A 23289-nucleotide genomic window follows, 5' to 3' on the forward strand; every position below is an offset into this window, starting at 1 on the left:
GCCTTTTCATTACCCAACGCGATCCGAAGATCAAGCCACGCCGCGCGAAGCCTTCTTGCGGTCGTTTTCCGTCAGGTGCTTCTTGCGCATGCGGATTTCCTTCGGGGTGACTTCGACCAGCTCGTCGTCGTCGATGAAGTCCAGCGCCTGTTCCAGCGAGAACTTGGTCGCCGGGGTGAGCTGGATCGCATCGTCCTTGCCGGAGGCGCGCATGTTGGTCAGCGGCTTGGGCTTGATGGCGTTGACGGTGAGGTCGTTGTCCTTGGCGTGGATGCCGATCAGCTGGCCTTCGTACACCGAGTCGCCTTCGGCGGCGAACAGCTTGCCGCGATCCTGCAGCGGTCCAAGCGAGTAGGCCGGGGTGGTGCCGCCGGCGTTGGCGATCATCACGCCGTTGAGGCGCTTGGCGATCGCCACCGGGGTGTACGGACCGTAATGGTCGAACACGTGGAACAGCAGGCCCGAACCCTGAGTCAGGGTCTTGAACTGGTTCTGGAAGCCGATCAGGCCACGGGCCGGGATCAGGTACTCGAGGCGCACGCGGCCCTTGCCGTCCGACACCATGTTCTTCAGGTCACCCTTGCGGATGCCCAGGCGCTCCATCACGCCGCCCTGGTGCTGCTCTTCGATGTCGACCACCAGCTGTTCGATCGGCTCCATCTTCTGGCCGTCGATGTCCTTGATGATCACTTCCGGACGCGACACGGCCAGCTCGTAGCCTTCGCGACGCATGTTTTCGATCAGCACCGACAGATGCAGTTCGCCACGGCCCGAGACCAGGAACTTGTCGGCGTCGGAGCCGTCTTCCACGCGCAGGGCCACGTTGTGCACCTTCTCGCGGTCCAGGCGCTCACGCAGCTGGCGGCTGGTGAGGAACTTGCCGCCCGACAGATCCTTGTTGCCGACGAACGGCGAGTTGTTGACCTGGAAGGTCATGCTGATCATCGGCTCGTCGACGCTCAGCGCCGGCAGCGCTTCGGGCACTTCGAGCGAGGTGACGGTATCGGAAATGGTCAGCTCGGAAATGCCCGAGATGGCGACGATATCGCCGGCTTCGGCCGAATCCTGCTCGATGCGCTCAAGGCCGAGGAAGCCGAGCACCTGGCCGATCTTGCCCTGGCGCTTCTTGCCTTCACGGTCGATCACGGCGACCGACATGCCCTTCTTCAGGGTGCCGCGCTGGATGCGGCCGATGCCGATGACGCCGACGAAGTTGTTGTAGTCGAGCTGGCTGATGCGCATCTGGAAGGCGCCGTCCGGATCGACGTCCGGCTTGGGCGCGTGCTGCATGATCGCTTCGTACAGCGGGGTCATGTCGCCTTCGCGGGCGTTCTCGTCCAGCGAGGCATAACCGTTCAGCGCCGAGGCGTAGACGATCGGGAATTCCATCTGCTCGTCGGTGGCGCCGAGCTTCTCGAACAGATCCCATACCTGTTCAACGACCCACTCTGGACGGGCGCCGGGGCGGTCGACCTTGTTGACCACCACGATCGGCTTGAAGCCCATGGCGAACGCCTTCTGGGTCACGAAGCGCGTCTGCGGCATCGGGCCGTCCATCGCGTCGACCAGGATCAGCACGGTGTCCACCATCGACAGCACGCGCTCCACCTCGCCGCCGAAGTCGGCATGGCCTGGGGTGTCGACGATGTTGATGCGGTTCTTGGCGCCGGTCTTCTTGTTTTCCCAGGTGATGGCCGTGTTCTTGGCCAGGATCGTGATGCCACGCTCCTTTTCCTGGTCGTTGCTGTCCATCACGCGCTCGGCGAGCACGGTGCGCTCATTGAGCGTGCCGGACTGCTTGAGCAGCTGGTCGACGAGCGTGGTCTTGCCATGGTCGACGTGGGCGACGATGGCGATATTGCGCAGATTTTCGATGGACATGAGGTCGGCTCGGGCGGGATGAAGCCGCCGCGTGAGGTTTCGGTAGGGATAACCCGCCAATTATACGGGGTTATGTGACCGCTTGCTTGAAAAGTCTTAGTAAATTCGTTCAGGCAAAGAAAGCGGCCCGCCGAGGCAGGCTGGCGGGCCGAAGGGGAGAGGCTTTGGAGGGAGGGGCCGGTGGGGCTTGGCGTCGGTTCAAAATCCCGGCGGGACGCCCATTCCCCTCACCGTCATTCCGGCGCAGGCCGGAATCCAGTGGCGTCGGTTAGTGGTTTTCGCCGTCCCTTCCAGAGCGCGGGGGCATCGCGACAACTCCCTGTGGCCGCCACTGGATTCCGGCCTGCGCCGGAATGACGGTGAGGGGTAGATGGTTCGGGGAGACATCGGGGCCGCTAGACCAGACCGGTCAGCGAGTAGATCAGAATCACCACGAACACGGCCGCCGTCTTGATCAGGGTGATGGCGAAAATGTCCCGGTAGGACTGGCGATGGGTGAGCCCCGTCACGGCCAGCAGGGTGATCACGGCGCCGTTGTGGGGCAGGGTGTCCATGCCGCCGGAGGCCATGGCGGCTACGCGATGGAGCACTTCCATCGGGATGCCGGCCGCCTGGGCGTTATGGATGAAGGTCTCGGCCATGGCGGCCAGGGCGATGCTCATGCCGCCCGAGGCCGAGCCGGTGATGCCGGCCAGCGCGGTGACGGTCACGGCCTCGTTCACCAGCGGTTGCGGAATGGCATGCAGCGCGTTGGCGATCAGCCGGAAGCCGGGCAGGGCGGCGATGACCGCGCCGAAGCCGTATTCGGAGGCCGTGTTCATCGACGCCAGCAACGCCCCGCCCACGGCGGCCTTGCTGCCCTCGGCAAAGCGCCGGGTCACCGGGCGCCAGGCGCAGGCGAGCACGCAGAGGATGCCCACCAGCAGCGCGCCTTCCACCGCCCAGATGGCGGCGATCTTCGCAATTTCCTGCACTACCGGCTTGGCCTCGCCGATCACCGCGGGCACGAAGCTGTGGTTGCTGCCATAGAGGCGTGGAATCGCATCGCCCAGCAGCTTGTTCAACACGCCAACCAACACCAGCGGCAGCAGCGCGATCAGCGGATGGGTGAGCTTGCCGCCCTCGAAAGCCACCGGCTCGTTGACCAGCTCGGTGCCGTAGCCCTCACCCGATGCCAGCGCCTTGCGCCGGCGCGATTCCAGGTAAAGCAGCCCCACGATCAGGATGAACACCGCGCCCAGCGTGCCCAGCCACGGTGCCGCCCAGGTAGTGGTGCCGAAGAACGAGGTGGGAATGATGTTCTGGATCTGCGGCGTGCCCGGCAACGAATCCATGGTGAAAGTAAACGCGCCCAGCGCGATGGTGCCGGGAATGAGCCGCTTGGGGATATTCGACTGGCGGAACAACTCGGCCGCGAACGGATACACCGCAAACACCACCACGAACAGCGACACGCCGCCGTAGGTGAGCAAGGCGCAGACGATCACGATGGACAGCATCGCGCGGCTGCGCCCGACCAAGCCGATGGTGGCGGCAACGATGGACTGGGAGAACCCCGAGAGTTCGATCACCTTGCCAAACAGCGCGCCCAGCATGAACACCGGGAAATAGAGCTTGAGGAAGCCGACCATCTTGTCCATGAACAGGCCGGTGAAGATCGGTGCCACCAGCGACGGATCGGTCAGCAGCACCGCGCCCAGTGCCGCCACCGGTGCAAACAGGATCACGCTGTAGCCGCGATACGCCGCCAACATCAGAAAACCCAGCGCGGCCAGCACGATCAGAAATGCCATCGTCGATTCCCCGGACGCTCGCGATGAGCATCGTCGTGGCACGAGTATCCGGAGCCTTGCCGGCCGGCGGCACTGTACGAAGGTACAAGTGTGAGGCGGGTGGGTGCTGCCTAAGCTCCATCGCATTCGGCATCCTGGTGTCCATGGGATGCGTCAAAGCGAGGGGAGCTGGGGAGCTTATGAAACGCACGCATCTGAGTCTGGCGATCGGTCTGGTGGTGGGGCTGTCCTGTGTTGCCATGGCGCATGCCGAGGACGCGCCGCAAGACAACGCAGCGCCGGCGACCACGGCTAAAACCTCCGACGCCAAACAGCTCGAAGGCATCAAGGTCACCGCGCGCAAACGCGAGGAAACACTGCAGGACGTGCCCATCGCCGTCAGTGCGTTCACCGCGCAGACCCTGTTCAACCAGAACGTGCAGAACCTGGCCGACCTGCAAGGCAAGGTGCCGTCGCTGCAGATCTACGCGGCGCGCGGCTCCAACACCACGCTGACCGCGTATATCCGCGGCGTCGGCCAGGCCGATCCCACCTGGGGCTTCGATCCGGCGGTCGGCATCTATCTCGACGACGTCTACATGGCGCGCCCGCAGGGCACTGTGCTCGACGTGTTCGACACCAACCGCATCGAAGTGCTGCGCGGTCCGCAGGGCAGCCTGTATGGCAAGAACACCATCGGTGGCGCGATCAAGTACGTCTCCAATCCGCTGCCCACGCAGACCACCGGCTCGGTGGAAGGCACCGTGGGCACGCACGGCGAGAAGGACATCAAGGCCAGCCTGGGCGGCGCAACGTCCGATGGCGTGTGGCGCGGACGCATTGCCTATGCCAGCGAGCACAACGACGGCTACGGCACGAACCTGCTCACCGACAGCCGCAACGGCAACAAGAACAGCAACGCGGCGCGTGCGTCGCTGGGCTTCTTCCCGTCGTCCGACTTCAATGCGCAGCTGTCGGTGGATGGCCTGCGCGACAACTCCAATCCGCGTGGCGCCAAGATGCTCACGCCCAACTCGTTCGACCCGGGCTATGCGCCGTTGTCGAGCGACTACGATACGCGCAGCGGCATGGCCCAGCTCAACAACACCACGCTGTGGGGCACGGCGCTGACGCTGAACTGGATCGTGAGCCAGGACTGGACGCTCAAATCCATCACCGCGTATCGCGGCTCGTCCACCGACACCAATATCGATTTCGACACGCTGCCGGAAAAGATCGCCGACGTGAACGCGGTCTACAAGGACCACCAGTTCACCCAGGAGCTGCAGGCCAACTACGACAACGGCGGCTCGATCCACGGCGTGTTCGGCCTGTTCTATTTCGACGGCACGGCCAAGGGCTACATCCACAACATCTTCCTGGGCTCGCCGCCGTATTACCCGCTGTTCTCGCAGTACGGCGGCACCGGTGGCGACATCGGCACCAAGAGTTATGCCGGTTACGGCGACTTCACCTGGGACATCAGCCCGCAGTGGAGCCTGGATCTGGGCCTGCGCTATACCAGCGAGAAGAAGTCGGCAGTCATCCAGAACTACGGCTATTCGGATGCCACGTTTACCACGCCAACCTCCACGCTGGCCGACTTCACCGGTGCGCACACCTCGCACAACGTGTCGCCCAAGCTCTCGCTCGATTACAGCCTGACCGATCAGGTGAAGCTGTACGCCAGCTACAGCCAGGGCTTCCACTCGGGCGGCTACAATATCCGCGCGAACTGCTCGGCGATTCCCACCTCGTGCCGCCCGATCGCTGACGAGAAGGTCACCTCGTACGAGCTGGGCAGCAAGATGTCGTTCTTCGACGACACGCTGATGATGAACACGGCGTTCTTCCACAATATCTACTCGGATATCCAGCTGTCCGTATTCACCTCGTACACGCTGCCCAACGGCACGCAAGGCTTCTTCGGCGACTTCACCAATGCCGGCAAGGGCCATATCGACGGCTGGGAAGAGGAGTTCGCCTGGACGCCGGTGGAAAACTGGACGCTGAGCGGCAACTGGGCCTATCTGCATACCAAATACACCGACTTCGAAAGCGGCGGCGTCAACATCGCCGACACGCAGCGCTTCACCAATGCGCCGAAATGGTCGGGCGGCCTGAACCTGGAGCACACCATTCCGCTGAGCAATGGCGGCAGCGTCAGCGGGCGCATCAACTACACCTATCAAACGAGCGTGTATCCGGAGACCACGCTGTCGCCGCTGATCATGCAGCCGTCCTACGGCCTGTGGAACGCAGGCATCGTGTGGCGCATCGATCAGCCGTGGACATTGAGCCTGCAGGGCAGCAACCTGGCCAACAAGTCGTATCGCACTACCGGCTACAACATTGCCGCGCTGGGCATCGTCACGGGCTACTACGGCGCGCCGCGCATGGTTACGCTCACGGCCAAGTACACGTTCTGATTCCCAGGAGATGCGCATGCGACGCTTGACCGGCTTGATCTGTGGGGTGTTTCTGCTGTCCGGCGTTGCCTGCGCGGGCGATGCGCCGCCGTTGCCGACGCTGAAGATCAACCCGGCGAAAGTGGCGGTGGCCGGCCTGTCGTCCGGTGCATACATGGCCGCGCAGCTGCAGATGGCGTATCCCGAGTGGTTTGCATCGGCTGCGCTGGTGGCAGGCGGTCCATTCGGCTGTGCAGCGGGGCGCTTGGATCTGGCGCTCAGCACCTGCATGAAGGGCGTGCCGGCACCCGATCCGGCCGCGCTGGCGGCGAAGGCGGAGCAGCGTGCTGCCGCCGGTGAGATCGGTGCGCTGAAGGATCTCGCGCACGGACGCGTCTATCTGCTGCACGGCAAGGACGACGCCTTGGTCGCTCCCGCCGTGGCCGAAGCCGGTGCACGCTTCTACGAGCAATTGCGCGATGGCGTGCCCGCGCTGAAGTCGTTGCAGGTCAAGGACGATGGACAGCGCGCCTTTGCACACAACCTGCCGGTGGTGGCAACCGGCGACGATTGCGACAAGTCGGTGTCGCCGTATCTGGGTCATTGCGGTTTCGACGCGGCCGGGGAAATCTTCCAGCAGATGTTCGGCAAGCCGGCCGCAGCTGCATCGGCCGCCAAGGGTGAGCTGCGCCAATTCGATCAAGACGCCTACCGTCCTGGCGCAGCCGATGCGTTCCTCGCTTCGACCGGCTACGTGTACCTGCCGCCCGATTGCATCGCCGGCAAACGCTGCGGCCTGCTGGTGGCGTTCCACGGCTGCAAGCAGAACGCCGACGCCGTGGGCGAGGCATTCGTGAAGGATGCCGGCTTCAATCGATGGGCCGACGTGTACGACGTGGTCGTCCTGTATCCTCAAACCCGCGCGAGCACCGCGCCCATGAATCCGCAGGCATGCTGGGACTGGTGGGGATACTCCGGGGACAACTACGACAGCCGCCAGGGCGTGCAATTGCGCTGGCTGGTCGATGCCGTCAAAGCGTTGGGACTGCCCGCGCCCTGACGCCCTCTCCCCTTTGGGGAGAGGGCTGGGGTGAGGGGCGGGTGCTCGCGGGAACGGTTCACCGGGCGAGCTTCTCATTGAAGAAAAAAATCGCGCGCATGGTCAACACCTTGAGGCTAGATTGCCCCCTCACCCCAGCCCTCTCCCCGGAGGGGAGAGGGAGTGAACGGCGCGCATGCTGACTGCCAGCACCATCGCTGTCGCCGCGCTCGTATGGCTAGGCCTGCTGTTCGGCGTAGCCCTCATCGGCGAGCGCCGCCCCAACCTGTTCGCACGGCGCTGGTCGGTGGTCTACGCGCTGTCGCTGGCCATCCACTGCACCTCATGGACGTTCTACGGCACCGTCACCCAGGCCAGTCGTTCCGGCTGGTGGCTGCCGCCCACGTTCGTGGGCGCGATCCTCATGTATGTCTTCGCGGTGGTCGTCTTGCGGCGGCTGGTGCAACTGGCGCGCGATTACAACGCCGGTTCGCTGGCCGACCTCATTGCGGTGCGGCTGGGACGGCATACGGGGCTGGCTGCGCTGGTGACGGTGGTGGTGCTGATCGGCATCGTTCCCTACATCGCGCTGCAGCTGAAAGCGGTGGCGATGAGCTATGGCATGTTGAGCCGCGGCCAGTTGTCCGAAACCGATCCCTGGCAGGACAGCGCGCTCTATGTGGCCTTGCTGATGGCGCTGTTCGCGATGCTGTTCGGCACGCGGCGCGCCTCGGCGATGGCGCACAATCGCGGGTTGGTGCTGGCGATGGCATTCGAGTCGTTGTTCAAGCTGGGCGCGATGCTGGCGCTGGGCACCTTGCTGTTGTCGCCCACCAGCCGCCACTTGATCGCCAGTGCGCCCACGCAACACGACAGCACCGGTTTTCCCGCGCTGATCCTGCTCGGTGCGCTGGCGATGTTCACCTTGCCGCATCAGTTCCACGCCGGCGTAGTGGAATGCCGCGACAGCTCGCATCTGCGCACGGCGCGGTGGCTGTTTCCCCTGTACATGTTGCTGATCTCGCTGCCGATCCTGCCGCTCGCGCGCTTGGGCGATGCGTGGCTGGGGCCCGGCGGTGTGCCTTCCGATCTCTACGTGCTGGCGCTGCCGTTGGCGCGCGGACAGCATGGGCTCGCGTTGCTGGCGTTTCTCGGCGGCCTCAGCGCGGCGACCAGCATGGTGGTGGTGGCGACGCTGGCGCTAAGCCTGATGATCGTGAACCACTTCATCGCGCCGCTGCGGGTACGTGCGGGTTGGGGACGCGATGAACGGGGCGATCTACGCGGTGAAGTGATCAACCAGCGACGCGTGGTGATTGTCGCGGTCATCCTGCTGGCGTGGTGCTACAGCCGCGTGCTGGCGCGCAACGATGCGCTGGCCGACATCGGCGCGATCTCGTTCTCGGCACTGGCAGGGCTTGCGCCGGCGTTGCTGGCCGCGGTCTATCGTCCCCAACTCGGGCCGCGCGCCGTGGCTGCCGGTCTCGCGGTGGGCACGCTGGTGTGGCTGTACGTGCTGCTGCCGACGATGGAGCCGCACGGCCCCGCGTGGTGGCACGACGGGCCGTTCGGCATCGCCTGGCTGGGCCCCGATGGCTTGCTGGGGCTCAGTGACTGGAGTCGGCTGGGGCGCGCCGTGATGGCCAACCTTATGGCCAATGTGGCCGTGATGGCCGCCGTGTCCGGTTCGCGCTTTGGCCATGCACCGCGTGCGGTCAACGTCGGCGACATCGGCCTGGCCGAACTGCGCGCGCTGGCTTTGCGTTTCCTGCCGGGCGAGCGCGTTGCCCATCTGTTCGACGATGCCGCGATGCAGGGCATGGCCGGCAATGCGCGCGTGGCGGCCGTGGAACATGATCTCGCTGCAGTGATCGGCGCGGCATCCGCGCGTCTGTTGCTCGAAGTCGTGCGGCAACATCGCCGCGAGGAACTCGACACGGTCGCCGCGATCGTGGGCGAGGCAGCGCAGGATCTTCGCTTCAACCAGCGCGTGCTCGAGGCCGCGCTGGAGAACATGAGCCAGGGCATCTGCGTGGTGGACGCGGAACTGCGCCTGGTCGCCTGGAATCGGCGCTACGCGAGCCTGTTCGATTACCCCGCCGAGCTGCTGCAGGTAGGACGGCCGGTGGCCGACCTGACGCGCTACAACATCGCGCGAGGCATGATCGGCGCGGTGGCCACGGACGAAGGCGTGCAACGTCGCCTCACGCATATGCGTGCGGGCACGCGGCAGCTGTCCGAGCGGCGTTTTCCCGATGGCACGATGGTGGAAATCCGTGGCAATCCCATGCCGGGCGGTGGCTTCGTGGCGACGTTCACCGATGTCACCGCATTCCGTCAGGCTGAGCAGGCGCTCAAGGCTTCCAACGAAACGCTGGAGCAGCGCGTGGACGAACGCACCCGCGCACTCGTCGAAGCGACAGCCGAAGCGCAACGCGCGAATCAGGCGAAGAGTCGCTTCCTCGCCGCGGTAAGCCATGACCTGATGCAGCCGCTGCACGCCGCGCAGTTGTTTGCGCACACGTTGGCCGAGCGCGGTACCGATGCACCGACCGTGCGTCATCTGCACGGTGCCTTGTCGGCGACCGAAGGTTTACTGGCCGGCCTGCTCGACATGGCGCGGCTGGAGGCCGGGCGCCTGCAACCGCAGATTCGCGCGTTCGCGCTGGCCGAGGTGTTCGATCCGTTGGCCGCCGAATTCCACGCCATGGCGAGCGACAAGGGCATCCGCCTGGATGTGATCGCGTCGCATCACTGGGTGCAATCGGACCCGCAACTGTTGCGCCGCGTGCTGCAGAATTTCCTCTCCAACGCGTTGCGTTATGCCGAGCGCGGACGCGTGCTGCTCGGTGTGCGTCGCCGCGGCGACCGGCTGTTGCTGCAGGTGTGGGACAACGGCCCGGGCATCGAGCCGAGCGAACAGCCGTGGATCTTCGACGAGTTCCGTCGCGGCAGCGCCGTGGGCGGGCAGGGGCTGGGACTGGGCTTGTCGATTGCCCAGCGTATGGCGGCGTTGCTCGATCATCCCATCAGCCTGCATTCGTGGCCCGGGCGCGGCAGCGTGTTCGCCCTGTCGGTACCGCTGGCACAAGCGGCGTCGCAGCCGTTGCCTTCCGTCGACGCGCCGCAACCGCTACCCGCCGGGCGCGCACTGGTGCTCGACAATGAGCCCGCGGCGTTGTCGGCGCTGAGCGTGCTGCTGGCAAACTGGGGCTGGCAGGTGCATGCGGCACGCACGCTGGAGCAGGCGCGCACGGCGCCGTGGATGCCGGACCTGCATATCTTCGACTATCACCTCGATGCCGGGCGAACCGGACTCGATGTGTTGCACGAACTCGGCGACGGCGGACGCGACGTGCCCACGGTGATCCTCACTGCCGACCGCGACGGCGAATTGCGTCAGCGTTTGCTCGATCGTGGCATCCATGTGTTGTACAAGCCGCTCAAGCCGTTGGCGTTGCGGCAGGTGCTGCAGCGGGTGGCGGTGGCGCGGCAGTAGGCCGCTTGTCGGTGGTGGCTCAGCTTCGTGCGGGCCTGTCGCGCACAAGTGCGCTCCCACAAGAGACCTGCCATTGCCCCTGTGGGAGCGCACTTGTGCGCGACTGCCACAACCTCCGGCGAAATCCGTCCCCGCGATGCCTAGATCCGCGCCGAGTCGCTCAAATCCAGCGAGTGCAGCAACACACCCGCCTGCGTACGATTGCGCACGCCCAGCTTTTCGAAAATGGCGGTGACGTGCGCCTTCACGGTGCGCTCCTGAATGGTCAGGCGATCCGCGATTTGCTTATTGAGCAGACCTTCGCCCAACAGCGCGAGCACGCGGTACTGCTGCTCGGTGAGGCGCGCGAGGCGTGAAGCGAGGTCGAGGTCGGAAGGATCGGCAGGCAGCGCCTTGATGGCCTGCGCCAGGGCAGGCGGCAGCCAGCTGCCGCAATCGAGCACGCTGCGGATGGCGTCGCCGATCTCGACAGGGCTGGCGCTCTTGGGAATGAAACCCGCAGCGCCGTGATCCAGCGCACGACGCACGGTGCGCACTTCGTCGTGAGCCGATACCACCAGCACGGCCACGCCGGGAAACTGGCCGCGCAGCGTGGCCAGGCCCGACAGCCCCTGGCTGCCGGGCATGTGCAGATCCAGCAGCACCAGGTCGATGTCCGGATCGCCGGCAAGCGCATCGAGCACGCTTTCGAGGTCGTCGGCCTCGACCACGGCGCAATTGTCCACGCTGTCGTTGGCGGCTTGCCGCAGTGCAGCGCGAAACAGGGGATGGTCGTCGGCGATCAGCAGGCGTGTCATGACGCTGAAGTTAGCCAAGGTCACGGCTGACGTCGAGATCATAAAGTCACGTCATCACTTAAGGGCGACTGCCTCTATGCTGGACTTTCGTACGATGGCGGGCCGGTGCCTGCTTGTTATGGTGGTGGGCATGACCAATCGCCTTTCCCGATGGATGCTGCTGATCGCACCGCTGCTGGTGTCGTGCGCAGCACCGACCGTGACCAAGGAGTCCGGCATGCAGGCCCCCGATTTTGTGCGCGGCGACGTGCGCGAGACCGAACATCGCCAGGGCGACGATCTGCTGAGTGCAGGCCTGGGACTGGAAGGGCTGGCCGGTGCGCCGGCGCCGATCGCCCATCCGTTGCAGCCCACGCCGGCTGAATTGCGGCGTCGCGCGATCCAGGCCAGCTGGAAGGGCATTGCCGATCTGGGTCCGCTCGGCGGCTATGGACGCGTCTACGGCGGCGTGCCCGATGTACCCGGTCGCGAGTACCAGGCGTTTGCATGGATCCCCGATGCACATGCGCCGCATCGCGTACTGCTGCAGGTGCCGGACAATTTCGACCGTTCGCGCCGTTGCCTGGTGGTGACCGCATCGTCGGGCTCGCGCGGCATCTACGGCGCCATTGCGCTGGCGGGTGCCTGGGGATTGCCGCGTGGCTGCGCGGTGGCCTATACCGACAAGGGCACCAGCGGCGGCTACTTCGATCTCGCCGACAACAGCGGCGTCGCCCTCGATGGCACGCGCGCCAAACGCGGTTCGGCCATGCTGGAGTTCGAACCGGTCGCCGACACCGCGCACACCGGCGTCGCGGTGAAGCATGCGCACTCGGGCGACAACCCGGAAGCCGACTGGGGTCGCCACGTACTTCAGGCCGCGCGGTTCGGGCTGGCCATGCTCGATCGCGCGTTTCCCGATCAGGCGCCTTTCACGGCGCAGAACACCCGCATCATCGCGACGGGCCTTTCCAACGGCGGTGGCGCCGTGCTGCAGGCAGCGGGCCTGGACGATGACCGTCTGTTCGCGGGCGTGGTCGCACTGGAACCGAATGTGCGCGTGCCGGAGCAGGGCCGCGCCTTGTTCGACTACGCCACCGACGCGTCGATCTGGTTGCCCTGCGCACTCGCCGATGCACGCTTCGACAAAACACCGATGGCGCGCACGCCGGAAGGCGAAGTGCCACCGGCGTGGGCGCAGCGTTGTCACCAACTGCACGAACGCGAATTGGTGAGCGGCACACGCGTAGCCGCACAAGCTGCACAGGCTTACGAACATCTGCGTGCCGGCGGCTGGACGGACCAGGCGATGGCCACCGCCGCTTCCACCACGTCGCTGGATCTGTGGCGAGCGATCACGGCCGCCTATGCGTCCGCCTATATGCGCCGCGGTCCGGACGATATGCCCTGCGGTTTCCGCTACGGCGGTGTCGGCGCCAAGGGGGCGGCGGCCGCGGTGGATCCCGCGCTGCGCGCGAGCTGGTGGGCCGATGCATCGGGCATTCCGCCCGGCAACGGCGTGGGCCTGTTCGGCGGCACGGATCACTCGCCCGATCCGACCTTGCCGGGCGCGCTCTGCCTGCGTGCGCTGTGGGAAGACACCGATGCGAGCACGCAGCCCCTGCGCGATGGCGTGGCCGCTACCACAGTAAAAGCGCCGCGCCCCAGTCTGCCGTTGTGGATCGTGCACGGCGCCTCCGATGGCCTGCTGCCCACGGCATTCACTTCCGAACCTTATGTGGCATGGCTGCGCAGCAACGGTGGGCATCCGTTGTACTGGAAGGTGCCGTACGCCCAGCATTTCGACGCGTTCCTGGCCATTCCCGGTTTTGGCGAGCAGCACGTGCCGCTGCTGCCGTATGGCTACGCGGCGCTGGATCGCCTGTGGGCGCACATTTATGCGGGTGCCCCCTGGCCGGCGATCGTGCCTACGCCGTCGCCCACACCGCGAGGTGCGTTGCCGCTGGCCCGTTTCAGGCTGGATCTGCCGCCTGCCTGGACTCAGGCGCCTCGCTGAATGTCGGCCCGGCCGGGGGCGGCGTCCGCCACACCGGCTGCGGTATCCTTGCGCGCTTGCAGGGCGCCTGTGGTTGCGCGCTGCCTTTTAAAACAAGGATTTCCGATGACCATCAACGTCACCATGACCACCAACCGCGGTCCCATCCACCTGCGCCTGCATGAGGACAAGACCCCGGTGACCGTCGCCAGCTTCGTCAATCTGGCCCGTCGCGGCTACTACGATGGCCTGGCTTTCCACCGCGTGATCGCCGATTTCATGGTCCAGGGCGGCTGCCCGGAAGGCAGCGGCCGCGGTGGCCCGGGCTACCGTTTCGAGGACGAGTTCGACGCCTCGCTGCGTCATGACAAGCCGGGCGTGCTGTCGATGGCCAATGCCGGTCCGCGCACCAACGGCAGCCAGTTCTTCATCACCCATGGCGCCACCCCGTGGCTCGACGGCAAGCACAGCGTGTTCGGCGAAATCGTCGGCGCGGAAGACCAGGCCGTGGTCGACGCCATCCGCCAGGGCGACGTGATCGAAAAGGTCACCGTGGAAGGCGACGTCGATGCGCTGCTGGCGGCCCAGGCCGACCGCGTGAAGGAATGGAACGCGGTGCTCGACGAGCGCGGCTGATCGCCTTCGTGTTGATTGCGTGAAGAAACGCCGCCCACCCGGGCGGCGTTTTTTTTGCGCGATTTCGCGATAGCGGGGCGTAATTCAGGAGCCTAGAATCGAACGGCTCCATGCGTCAGATGATGTGTGTCATTCCCCCTTCCCAAGGAGATGCAGTCATGTCCTTTCTCAATGATCTGCTCGGCGGTGCCCAAGGCAACCCGGCTGGCGGTTCCTCTCTCGTCGCGATCGCGGGCCAGCTGATCGAAAAGGCTGGCGGCGTGCAGGGCCTGGTCGCCATGTTGCAGCAACACGGCATGGGCGAAGCGGTGCAATCGTGGGTCGGCACCGGTGGCAACCAGCAGGTATCGGGCGACCAGCTCGGCCAGGCGTTGCAGAACGGCGGCCTCGGTTCGGTATTGCAGGAAGCCGCGGGCAAGCTGGGCGTCGATCAAGGCCAGCTGCTCGGGCAGCTTTCGCAGGTGTTGCCGCATGCGGTCGACCATCTCACCCCCGACGGCCAGGTGCCGGCGCAGGGGCAGGGTGGTTTCGACCTGGGTTCGCTCGCCTCGCTGGCGGGCAAGCTGTTTGGCGGGGCCAGCGCGGCCTGAGGCCAAAAAATGCCGGCGGCGCGCAAAGGCGCCGCCGGTTTCGCTTCCCTGCGTCAGGTGGTGCTGCGCCTGGTCAGCAGGTGATAGATCAACAGCAGGACGATGGCGCCGGCAATCGAGCCGAGGAAGTGCACCAGTCCGGTTTCGCCCCACCAGCCCAGCTTTTCGCCGACATAGGTGGAAAGAAAGGAGCCGGCGATGCCGAGCGAAATGGTGATGATGAAACCACCCGGGTCCTTGCCCGGCTTGAGCATCTTGGCGATCACGCCAACCACCAGACCTACAATGATTACCCAAAGCCAGTGCATGGACGTTCCTTTGGCTGTCAGTCGTGGCTGGAATGTAGAGCGGCGTTGCGGCCTTATCTATAGGCGGATCAGCCAGTTGACGACACGCTTTGGCAAGTGACGAACGTCATTGACGCCGCCCTGCGGCCGCTCGGGCGAACCGGGTTTTAGACCATCGGGTAGCCCCTGGGCGTCGGATGCCGCGCCGCCACATGCTAAAATTGCCGGGTTTGCTGCCTTCGTCCCCCCTTACGAGGAAGTCATGCCCCAGCTCGCCCAGCGTGTCGGTCGCGCCAAGCCCAGCGCGATCATGGTCATCGCCGAAAAGGCCAAGCAGCTCAAGGCTGCCGGTCGCGACATCATCAGCTTCTCCATCGGCGTTCCCAATTTTCTTCCCGGCGAGCATGTCTACGCCGCCGCACGCGAAGCGCTGCAGCACGACTCCGGCCAGTACGGCAGCAACCGCGGTGCGGATGCGCTGCTCGATGCGTTCCTGGTGCATATCGAAAAGCTGGGCTTCAAGGGCTACGGCCGCGCGAATCTGTCGATCGGCATCGGTGCCAAGCAGCTGCTCTACAACCTGGGCGAAGCGCTGTTGAACGAAGGCGAGGAAATCTGCTTCGCCGCACCGTTCTGGACCACCTACCGCGACATCGCCGACATCCTCGGCGCCAAGGCGAACATCCTGCATTGCGGTCCCGAGCAGAACTACAAGCTCACGCCCGCGCAGCTTGAGGCGGCCCTCGCGCGCAAGCCCAAGGTGTTCCTGTTCAACAATCCGTCCAACCCCACCGGCATGGTCTATACGCGCGATGAAATCGCCGCGCTGGCCGCCGTGCTGATGAAGTATCCCGACACCTGGATCATCACCGACGACATCTACAACTCGATGGTGTTCGACGGCATCGGCTATCACAACTTCGTGCATGCGCAGCCGGAACTGAAAGAGCGGCTGATCTTCGTCGACTCGGTGTCCAAGACCTATGGCATGCCGGGCTGGCGCGTGGGTTTGATCGCGGCGCCGGAAAACGTGGCCAAGGCCATCACCACGCTCAATTCCAACCACATCACCAGCCTGCCGGAAGTGATCACGGCGGCCGCGGTTGCCGCGTTCTCGGGCCCGCAGGCCATTCCCGAGGCCAAGTGCAAGGAATTCGCCGAGAAGCGCGACGTGGTCGTCAATGCGCTGCGTGCGATTCCCGGCGTGGTGTGCCCGTATCCGCAGGGTGCGTTCTACGCCTTCCCCGATATCTCGGTCGCCTTCGGCAAGAGTCACCAGGGCGTGAAGATCAACGACGACGTGGAACTGTGCGCCGTGTTGCTCGAAGCCGCGGGCGTGGCCTGCGTGCCGGGTTCGGCCTTTGGCGAACCGCGCGCCATGCGCATTTCCTATACCTGCCCAACTGCACAATTGCAGCCCGGGTTGGAACGCATCCAGGCGTTCTTTGCTGAACTGACCTGATGGTCTTGGGCTCGCGCCGACCGGCGTGGGCCTTTGTCTTTTGTACAAGCCCAAGTTGAAGGAGTTTCTCCGATGAAAGCCCCCGTTCGTGTTGCCGTTACCGGCGCTGCCGGCCAGATCGGTTACGCCCTGCTGTTCCGCATTGCCGCGGGCGACATGCTGGGTCCGGATCAGCCGGTGATCCTGCACCTGCTGGAAATCACCCCGGCGCTGCCCGCGCTGCAGGGCGTGGTGATGGAACTCAACGATTGCGCGTTCCCGACGCTGGCCGGTGTCGTCGCCACCGACGACCTCAACGTCGCCTTCAAGGACGTCGATTACGCGCTGCTCGTCGGTGCGCGTCCGCGCGGCCCGGGCATGGAGCGCAAGGATCTGCTCGAAGCGAACGGCGCCATCTTCGGCCCGCAGGGCAAGGCGCTGAACGATCACGCCAAGCGCGACGTGCGCGTGCTGGTGGTCGGCAACCCGGCCAACACCAATGCGCTGATCGCCCAGCAGAACGCACCGGATCTGGATCCGAAGTGCTTCACCGCAATGGTGCGCCTGGACCACAACCGCGCGCTGTCGCAGCTGGCCGAGAAGACCGGCAAGCACAGCACCGACATCAAGAAGATGACCATCTGGGGCAACCACAGCTCCACCCAGTACCCGGACCTGCACCACGCCACCGTGGGCGGCAAGCCGGCGCTGTCGCTGGTCGACCAGGCCTGGTACGAGAGCGATTTCATCCCGACCGTGCAGCAGCGCGGCGCGGCGATCATCAAGGCGCGCGGCGCTTCCTCGGCTGCTTCGGCTGCTTCGGCTGCCGTCGACCACATGCGCACCTGGGCGATGGGCACCGCGGAAGGCGACTGGGCCTCGATGGGCATTCCGTCCGATGGTTCGTACGGCATCGAGCCGGGCGTGATCTACGGTTACCCGGTGACCGTGAAGGACGGCAAGTACGCCATCGTGCAGGGCCTGGAAATCAACGATTTCTCGCGCGCCCGCATGGACGCCACCAACAAGGAACTGCGCGAAGAGCGCGCCGGCGTCGAGCACTTGTTCGCCAAGAAGTAAGTCGCGCGAGCAAGCCTCGCGATGTGTGAAATGGGCGGCTTCGGCCGCCCATTTCTTTTGAGCCAGCCGCCGATTTTCGCCGGATGACTGGCGATGTGGCCGAGTATCGGTAGAATCGACAGAGCACCGACCGGAACCGAAGACATGAAGCGACTTCTTGCGACCCTTTCCCTCTGCGCCTTGCTTACCGCCTGCGGCGGCACGCACGGTCTGCGCGACACCACGCCGAAGATGAGCAGCCGTACCAACAAGGACATTCCGACCTATCTGGAGTGCGTGCGCGCGAAGTGGGCCGAGACCGCCGAAGTGAGCGCCTCGCACAAGGACCAGTCGGGCGAGCTGTCGGGCAACGACAAGCAGGGCGCGCATGAGCTGATCAGCGTGACTGCCGACGGTACCGGCGCACAGGTGATGATGTACGAGACCCAGGCCCTCAAGAAGGATTACAACCCCGCTTATCGCGACGCGGCGGTGTCCTGCTTGTGAGCTGACTGCACGGGCGACGGCCCGTGCAGCCGACTCGACCAAGGTCGCAAAGCCCGTTCGACGCGGCTGATCTAGGCTAGACCGATCAGCCGCTGCAACGAGGATGTTGTGATGCGTTACGAGGAGTTCTATCAGCGTTCGATAGAGCAGCCCGAAGCCTTCTGGGCCGAGCAGGCGCAGCGCATCCACTGGCATACGCCGCCCGAACGCATCCTCGATGTTTCCCGGCCACCGTTTCGCCGCTGGTTCGTCGGCGGCACCACCAATCTCTGCTACAACGCCGTCGACCGGCATCTTCCAGCGCGCGGCGGCCAGCTGGCGCTGGTGGCGATTTCCTCCGAAACGGGCATCACGCGCGAACTGAGCTATCGCGATCTGTATCGCGAAGTGAATACGTTTGCCGCCGTGCTGACGTCGCTGGGCGTGGTCAGCGGCGATCGCGTGGTGATCTACCTGCCCAACATCGCCGAAGCGGTCTTCGCCATGCTGGCGTGCGCGCGCATCGGTGCCATCCACTCGGTGGTATTCGGCGGTTTCGCGGCGCACAACCTCGCCTTGCGCATCGACGATGCCGAGCCGGCGCTGCTGATTGCCGCCGACGCGGGCATGCGCGGCGGCAAGGTGATCCCGTACAAACCGCTGGTGGATGCGGCGCTGGAAGAAGCGAAGCGTCCGCCTCCGCGGGTGCTCATGATCGATCGCGGGCTCGATCCGCAAATGACCCGCGTGGCCGGACGCGATCTCGACTACGCGAGCTTGCGCGCTTCCTATGAGGGCGCCGAAGTTCCGGTGGAATGGCTCGAATCCAACGAACCGAGCTATCTGCTCTACACCTCGGGCACTACCGGCAAGCCCAAAGGCATCCAACGCGACGTGGGCGGCTATGCGGTGGCCATGGCGATGTCGATCGAGACGATCTTCGACATCAAGCCGGGGCAGGTGATGTTTTCCACCTCGGACGTGGGCTGGGCCGTCGGCCATTCGTACAACGTGTACGCACCGCTGATCGGCGGTGCCACCTCATTGTTGTACGAAGGCCTGCCAGCCCACCCCGATCCGGGCATCTGGTGGCGCCTGTGCGAGCGTTACGGCGTGCGCAGTATGTTCTCCTCGCCTACCGCCATTCGCGTACTGAAAAAGCAGGACGCCAGCTGGCTGAAAAAGTACGACCTGTCCCGGCTCAAATGGCTGTTCCTCGCCGGCGAACCGCTCGACGAACCGACCGCGCATTGGGCCACCGACGGACTCGGCGTGCCGGTGATCGACAACTACTGGCAGACCGAAACCGGATGGCCTGCGATCACCTTGATGCCCGGCCTCGACTTGAAGCAGGTGAAGTTCGGCTCCCCGGGATTTCCAAGTCCCGGCTATCGCATGAAAGTGATCGACGAAGTCACCGGCGAGGAGCTTCCGCCGAACCAGAAAGGCGTGCTGGTGTTCGTGCCGCCGTTGCCACCGGGCTGCCTCACCACCGTATGGCGCAACGACGAACGCTACGTGGCGAGCTATTTCAGCCACTTCAAGGAACTGCTGTATAGCTCGCTGGACTGGGCCATCCGCGACGAGAACGGCTACACGACCATTCTCGGCCGCACCGATGACGTGATCAACGTAGCAGGGCACCGCTTGGGCACGCGGGAGATCGAAGAGTCCGTGGCGATGCATCCCGCATGTGCCGAGGCCGCGGTAATCGGCATGCAGGACGAAGTGAAGTGGCAGGTGCCGGTGGTGTTTGCCACGCTACGCCAAGGTGTGACGGAAGGTTCGGTGGATGTGGCCAAAGGCATGCAGCAATGTGTGGTGGACCAGCTTGGGAAGATCGCGCGGCCGGCGCGTATCTACGTGGTCAATGCGTTGCCCAAGACGCGTTCGGGAAAACTGTTGAGACGTTCGTTGCAGGCGCTGGTGCATCACGCCGATCCGGGTGATCTTTCGACGCTGGATGATCCGGGGGCGTTGGAAGAGGTGCGGCGGGCGTTGGAGCGCGGACCCGATCAAGGCGGATAAGTCGGGCGCTAGCCTTCTCCCTCTCCCCTCCGGGGAAAGGGTTGGGTGAGGGGCGGGTGCTCTCGGGAGCGCTCCTAGCTCGTCATCCCGGCGCAGGCCGGAGGCGTTTTTCAACAGCCGAAGGCTGGTCATCCAGTTTCGTCAGTCTTCGGTTGTCGCGATACGGCGACCTGGCTCGCCTGCCGCGGGCTTCCGTCCTCCTGCCGGAGGCCGGGTCACTTTCTCTTGCTTGCCCAAGAGAAAGTAACCAAAGAGAAGGGCCCCCCGGATGACGCGCCTTCCGGGCCTGCGGCCCTCCAGGTGCGCGAGTGGGTTGCGGGGTTTTTCGACAGGGCATCCTGCCCTGGCGAAAAACTGGCCCGCATCCCTGCGGGCCACCCTTCGGGCTGATCCTCCACCCACCCGCCGCGTCATACGGGGACCCCCGAGAGCCAAGAGCCAAGAGCCAAGAGCCAAGAGCCAAGAGCCAGGAGCCAGGAGCTGCGGATCTACTGTGGGAGCGCACTTGTGCGTGACAAGCCTACGGAGCGGTACATCCCCGCGTGGCGGTCGTGCACAAGTGCGCTCCCACAAAAGAAGACACACACGTTCCCCCGAGCACCGCCCCTCTCCCAGGCGGGGAGAGGGAGAAGTGGGTGCATCGCGTTGACGGGCTACTGTGGGAGCGCACCCTGTGCGCGACAAGCCTACGGAGCGATACATCCCAACGTGGCGGTCGCGCACAGGGTGCGCTCCCACAGGCGAGCGCGCAGGCAGTTCAAGCCCAGCGCTTTAGCCCCACGAAAACCCAAGGAAAACACCGCCGCACCATACGATGCAGCCACCAACTAACTACACGCTCCCTTCGAAACCATTCATGCTGCCGCGCAACAGCCCCCTTACAAACGGTGCGCTAAAATCTCCTCTTTAAGCGGAGGTTTCATGGCCCACATCGCATCCCCCGGCGCGAAATTCCGCGCCGCCCTCGCGGCAGAACACCCCTTGCAGGTGATCGGTGCCATCAACGCGAACCATGCGTTGCTCGCCAAGCGAGCCGGTTATCGCGCCATCTATCTCTCGGGCGGCGGTGTCGCGGCGGGTTCGCTGGGGCTGCCGGATCTGGGTATCAATACGCTGGACGACGTGCTGACTGACGTGCGCCGCATCACCGATGTGTGCGACCTGCCGCTGATGGTGGACATCGACACCGGCTTCGGTCCGAGCGCGTTCAATATCGCCCGCACCGTGAAGAGCCTGATCAAGTTCGGCGCCGCGGCCTGCCATATCGAGGACCAGGTGGGCGCCAAGCGCTGCGGTCATCGTCCCGGCAAGGAGATCGTGTCGACCAGCGAGATGGCCGATCGCGTCAAGGCAGCCGCAGATGCGAAAACCGATGCCGATTTTTTCCTGATTGCGCGCACCGACGCGATTGCCGTGGACGGTGTGGATGCAGCGATCGAGCGCGCCATTGCCTGCGTCGAAGCGGGCGCCGACGGCATCTTTGCCGAGGCTGCCTACGACCTGCCGACCTATCGCCGCTTTGTCGATGCCGTGAAGGTGCCGGTGCTGGCCAATATCACCGAGTTCGGCCAGACGCCGCTGTTCAGCGTGGAAGAGCTCGCCAGCGCAGGCGTGGGCATCGTGCTGTATCCGCTTTCGGCGTTCCGCGCCATGAACAAGGCGGCGGAGAACGTCTACCAGGCCATCCGCCGTGATGGCCACCAGCGCAACGTGATCGACACCATGCAGACGCGCGAAGAGCTTTACGACCGCATCGGCTACCACGACTACGAGCGCCGACTGGATGAGCTCTTTTCCAAGAAGAGCTGATCGACCCCATCGAGATAACCGGCATCACGGTGCCGTCCACGTTTGACGCAAGCATGTCTTCAGGAGATGTACCGAATGACTGAGCAAACTCTTCCCAAGCCCAAGAAATCCGTCGCGCTGTCGGGCGTGGCTGCCGGCAACACCGCGCTGTGCACGGTGGGCCGCAGCGGCAACGACTTGCATTACCGCGGTTACGACATCCATGACCTGGCGGCCAAGGGTTGTTTCGAGGAAGTGGCCTACCTGCTGGTGCACGGCGTGCTGCCGAACTGGGCGGAGTTGAATGCCTATCGCGCCAAGCTCAAGCGCCTGCGCGGCCTGCCGGCGCCGGTGAAGAGCGCGCTGGAACTGCTGCCTGCCGCCACTCATCCGATGGACGTGATGCGCACCGGTTGCTCGGTGTTGGGCACGGTGTTGCCGGAGAAGGATGACCACAACGTCACCGGCGCGCGCGACATCGCCGACCGCCTGATGGCGAGCTTCGGTTCGATCCTGCTGTACTGGTTCCACTTCAGCCACAACGGCAAGCGCATCGAAACGGTGACCGAAGACGAATCCATCGCCGGTCACTTCCTGCACCTGCTGCACGGCAAGAAGCCCAGCGAGCTGTGCACGCATTCGTTGGACAAGTCGCTGATCCTGTACGCCGAGCACGAGTTCAACGCGTCCACCTTCACCGCACGCGTGATCGCCGGCACGGGCTCGGACATGTACTCGGCGATCACCGGTGCGATTGGTGCGCTGCGTGGTCCCAAGCACGGCGGCGCGAACGAAGTGGCGATGGAGATCATCGCCCGCTACCGCAACGCGGCCGAGGCGGAAGCGGACATCCGCGCCCGCGTGGAGCGCAAGGAAATCATCATCGGCTTTGGCCACCCGGTGTACACGGTGTCCGATCCGCGCAACGAGATCATCAAGGAAGTCTCCCGCAAGCTGTGCACGGAAGGCGGCAACCCGACCCTGTTCGACGTGTCGGAGAAGATCGAGAAGCTGATGTGGGAGCAGAAGAAGATGTTCCCCAACCTCGACTGGTTCTCGGCCAGCGCGTATCACATGATGGGCGTGCCGACGGCCATGTTCACCCCGCTGTTCGTGATCGCCCGCACCTCCGGCTGGAGCGCCCACGTGATCGAGCAGCGCGAGGACGGCAAGATCATCCGCCCGAGCGCGAACTACACCGGCCCGGAAGATCTGGCCTACGTTCCGATCGAAAAGCGCTGATCGCCCTAGGTCTATGTCGAATGAAGGGGCCGAAAGGCCCCTTCGTTCTTTCCAAGTTTCGTTATGGTTCAGGACCCTGTACGACATTGCTAGGGTTTCGTATGCATGGGTGTAAATCTGCTGATACAGGTGTTCCACTTCCTTGTGAGAACGCAGCAATACGCGCTAAATCCCTGAAATAAGGGCTCATGCACGAGTGTTTATGTTCCAGGTGCAAGGCCCGGAACGTGGTGCGCTGTAACAGCCTTGATCCACTCGCGCTTTGTGACTGTCTGACCGCAGTCAAACTCATTGTCCGTGGGTCTCTTCAAGTCGCTGATTTCATGGTCTTCAGCTTTGTGAGCGCAAGTCCACACGGCGT

Annotated in this window: 16 protein-coding genes; 12 read left to right on the forward strand and 4 right to left on the reverse strand. The window is 64.7% G+C overall.

Annotated features, from left to right (window positions below):
* Positions 1–30 precede the first annotated feature (30 nt).
* Together typA and ISP20_RS02315 are read right to left on the reverse strand one after the other, a co-directional pair.
* Positions 31–1881 (reverse strand): translational GTPase TypA, encoded by a 1851-nt coding sequence (gene typA / locus ISP20_RS02310; protein ID WP_204634442.1) that lies wholly within the window; start codon positions 1879–1881, stop codon positions 31–33.
* Positions 1882–2276: 395 nt separating this feature from the next.
* Complete coding sequence (locus ISP20_RS02315) at positions 2277–3674, reverse strand: GntP family permease (RefSeq protein ID WP_204634443.1); 1398 nt, start codon at positions 3672–3674, stop codon at positions 2277–2279.
* A gap of 179 nt (positions 3675–3853) precedes the next feature.
* Here ISP20_RS02315 and ISP20_RS02320 point away from each other — a divergent pair, with 179 nt between their 5' ends.
* The 3 genes from ISP20_RS02320 (at position 3854) to ISP20_RS02330 (ending at position 10599) form a co-directional block, all read left to right on the forward strand.
* Positions 3854–6082 carry a TonB-dependent receptor gene (locus ISP20_RS02320; RefSeq protein WP_204634444.1) on the forward strand — a complete coding sequence of 743 codons (2229 nt, stop codon included), beginning with the start codon at positions 3854–3856 and terminating at the stop codon, positions 6080–6082.
* A gap of 16 nt (positions 6083–6098) precedes the next feature.
* A complete protein-coding gene (locus tag ISP20_RS02325) occupies positions 6099–7121 on the forward strand; it encodes an extracellular catalytic domain type 2 short-chain-length polyhydroxyalkanoate depolymerase (protein ID WP_204634445.1) in 1023 nt (340 codons plus the stop codon).
* Positions 7122–7296: 175 nt separating this feature from the next.
* On the forward strand, positions 7297–10599 hold the full coding sequence (locus ISP20_RS02330; protein WP_204634446.1) for a hybrid sensor histidine kinase/response regulator: 3303 nt from the start codon (positions 7297–7299) through the stop codon (positions 10597–10599).
* 140 nt (positions 10600–10739) lie between these two features.
* Here the strand turns inward: ISP20_RS02330 and ISP20_RS02335 are convergent, their stop codons facing one another.
* Positions 10740–11396 (reverse strand): response regulator transcription factor, encoded by a 657-nt coding sequence (locus ISP20_RS02335; protein WP_204634611.1) that lies wholly within the window; start codon positions 11394–11396, stop codon positions 10740–10742.
* Positions 11397–11526: 130 nt separating this feature from the next.
* Between ISP20_RS02335 and ISP20_RS02340 the strand changes: the two genes are divergently transcribed.
* The 3 genes from ISP20_RS02340 to ISP20_RS02350 all read left to right on the forward strand — a co-directional run bounded on the left by ISP20_RS02340 (position 11527) and on the right by ISP20_RS02350 (position 14597).
* Positions 11527–13392 carry a D-(-)-3-hydroxybutyrate oligomer hydrolase gene (locus tag ISP20_RS02340; protein WP_239535173.1) on the forward strand — a complete coding sequence of 622 codons (1866 nt, stop codon included), beginning with the start codon at positions 11527–11529 and terminating at the stop codon, positions 13390–13392.
* 105 nt (positions 13393–13497) lie between these two features.
* Positions 13498–14007, forward strand: coding sequence for a peptidylprolyl isomerase (locus ISP20_RS02345; RefSeq protein WP_204634448.1), 510 nt, complete (start codon positions 13498–13500; stop codon positions 14005–14007).
* 122 nt (positions 14008–14129) lie between these two features.
* Positions 14130–14597: a YidB family protein gene (locus tag ISP20_RS02350; protein WP_484489044.1), complete on the forward strand. Its 468-nt coding sequence runs from the start codon at positions 14130–14132 to the stop codon at positions 14595–14597.
* Between the two features lie 53 nt (positions 14598–14650).
* On the opposite strand, the gene ISP20_RS02355 is transcribed toward ISP20_RS02350, so the two are convergent.
* Positions 14651–14905 (reverse strand): GlsB/YeaQ/YmgE family stress response membrane protein, encoded by a 255-nt coding sequence (locus tag ISP20_RS02355; RefSeq protein ID WP_204634450.1) that lies wholly within the window; start codon positions 14903–14905, stop codon positions 14651–14653.
* A gap of 241 nt (positions 14906–15146) precedes the next feature.
* Here ISP20_RS02355 and ISP20_RS02360 point away from each other — a divergent pair, with 241 nt between their 5' ends.
* The 6 genes from ISP20_RS02360 to prpC all read left to right on the forward strand — a co-directional run bounded on the left by ISP20_RS02360 (position 15147) and on the right by prpC (position 22928).
* Entirely contained in the window at positions 15147–16346 is a 1200-nt protein-coding gene (locus ISP20_RS02360) for a pyridoxal phosphate-dependent aminotransferase (RefSeq protein WP_204634451.1), read from the forward strand.
* Positions 16347–16418: 72 nt separating this feature from the next.
* Positions 16419–17405, forward strand: a complete 987-nt coding sequence (locus ISP20_RS02365) for a malate dehydrogenase (RefSeq protein WP_046972585.1) — start codon at positions 16419–16421, stop codon at positions 17403–17405.
* A 144-nt stretch (positions 17406–17549) separates the two neighbouring features.
* Positions 17550–17891, forward strand: a complete 342-nt coding sequence (locus ISP20_RS02370) for a hypothetical protein (protein ID WP_204634452.1) — start codon at positions 17550–17552, stop codon at positions 17889–17891.
* A gap of 111 nt (positions 17892–18002) precedes the next feature.
* Positions 18003–19898, forward strand: a complete 1896-nt coding sequence (prpE, locus tag ISP20_RS02375; RefSeq protein ID WP_204634453.1) for a propionate--CoA ligase — start codon at positions 18003–18005, stop codon at positions 19896–19898.
* 921 nt (positions 19899–20819) lie between these two features.
* Complete coding sequence (prpB, locus tag ISP20_RS02380) at positions 20820–21707, forward strand: methylisocitrate lyase (protein ID WP_204634454.1); 888 nt, start codon at positions 20820–20822, stop codon at positions 21705–21707.
* A gap of 75 nt (positions 21708–21782) precedes the next feature.
* A complete protein-coding gene (gene prpC / locus ISP20_RS02385; RefSeq protein ID WP_204634455.1) occupies positions 21783–22928 on the forward strand; it encodes a bifunctional 2-methylcitrate synthase/citrate synthase in 1146 nt (381 codons plus the stop codon).
* Positions 22929–23289: the final 361 nt, after the last annotated feature.

Origin of the sequence: Dyella kyungheensis, from assembly GCF_016905005.1 — a bacterium.
GTDB classification, from domain to species: Bacteria; Pseudomonadota; Gammaproteobacteria; order Xanthomonadales; family Rhodanobacteraceae; genus Dyella; species Dyella kyungheensis.

Bases quoted from the DNA above. Each gene is read 5' to 3' on its own strand.
- typA (WP_204634442.1), bottom strand. From the start codon at position 1,881: ATGTCCATCGAAAATCTGCGCAATATCGCCATCGTCGCCCACGTCGAC.
- ISP20_RS02315 (WP_204634443.1), bottom strand. From the start codon at position 3,674: ATGGCATTTCTGATCGTGCTGGCCGCGCTGGGTTTTCTGATGTTGGCG.
- ISP20_RS02320 (WP_204634444.1), top strand. From the start codon at position 3,854: ATGAAACGCACGCATCTGAGTCTGGCGATCGGTCTGGTGGTGGGGCTG.
- ISP20_RS02325 (WP_204634445.1), top strand. From the start codon at position 6,099: ATGCGACGCTTGACCGGCTTGATCTGTGGGGTGTTTCTGCTGTCCGGC.
- ISP20_RS02330 (WP_204634446.1), top strand. From the start codon at position 7,297: ATGCTGACTGCCAGCACCATCGCTGTCGCCGCGCTCGTATGGCTAGGC.
- ISP20_RS02335 (WP_204634611.1), bottom strand. From the start codon at position 11,396: ATGACACGCCTGCTGATCGCCGACGACCATCCCCTGTTTCGCGCTGCA.
- ISP20_RS02340 (WP_239535173.1), top strand. From the start codon at position 11,527: ATGACCAATCGCCTTTCCCGATGGATGCTGCTGATCGCACCGCTGCTG.
- ISP20_RS02345 (WP_204634448.1), top strand. From the start codon at position 13,498: ATGACCATCAACGTCACCATGACCACCAACCGCGGTCCCATCCACCTG.
- ISP20_RS02350 (WP_484489044.1), top strand. From the start codon at position 14,130: ATGTGTGTCATTCCCCCTTCCCAAGGAGATGCAGTCATGTCCTTTCTC.
- ISP20_RS02355 (WP_204634450.1), bottom strand. From the start codon at position 14,905: ATGCACTGGCTTTGGGTAATCATTGTAGGTCTGGTGGTTGGCGTGATC.
- ISP20_RS02360 (WP_204634451.1), top strand. From the start codon at position 15,147: ATGCCCCAGCTCGCCCAGCGTGTCGGTCGCGCCAAGCCCAGCGCGATC.
- ISP20_RS02365 (WP_046972585.1), top strand. From the start codon at position 16,419: ATGAAAGCCCCCGTTCGTGTTGCCGTTACCGGCGCTGCCGGCCAGATC.
- ISP20_RS02370 (WP_204634452.1), top strand. From the start codon at position 17,550: ATGAAGCGACTTCTTGCGACCCTTTCCCTCTGCGCCTTGCTTACCGCC.
- prpE (WP_204634453.1), top strand. From the start codon at position 18,003: ATGCGTTACGAGGAGTTCTATCAGCGTTCGATAGAGCAGCCCGAAGCC.
- prpB (WP_204634454.1), top strand. From the start codon at position 20,820: ATGGCCCACATCGCATCCCCCGGCGCGAAATTCCGCGCCGCCCTCGCG.
- prpC (WP_204634455.1), top strand. From the start codon at position 21,783: ATGACTGAGCAAACTCTTCCCAAGCCCAAGAAATCCGTCGCGCTGTCG.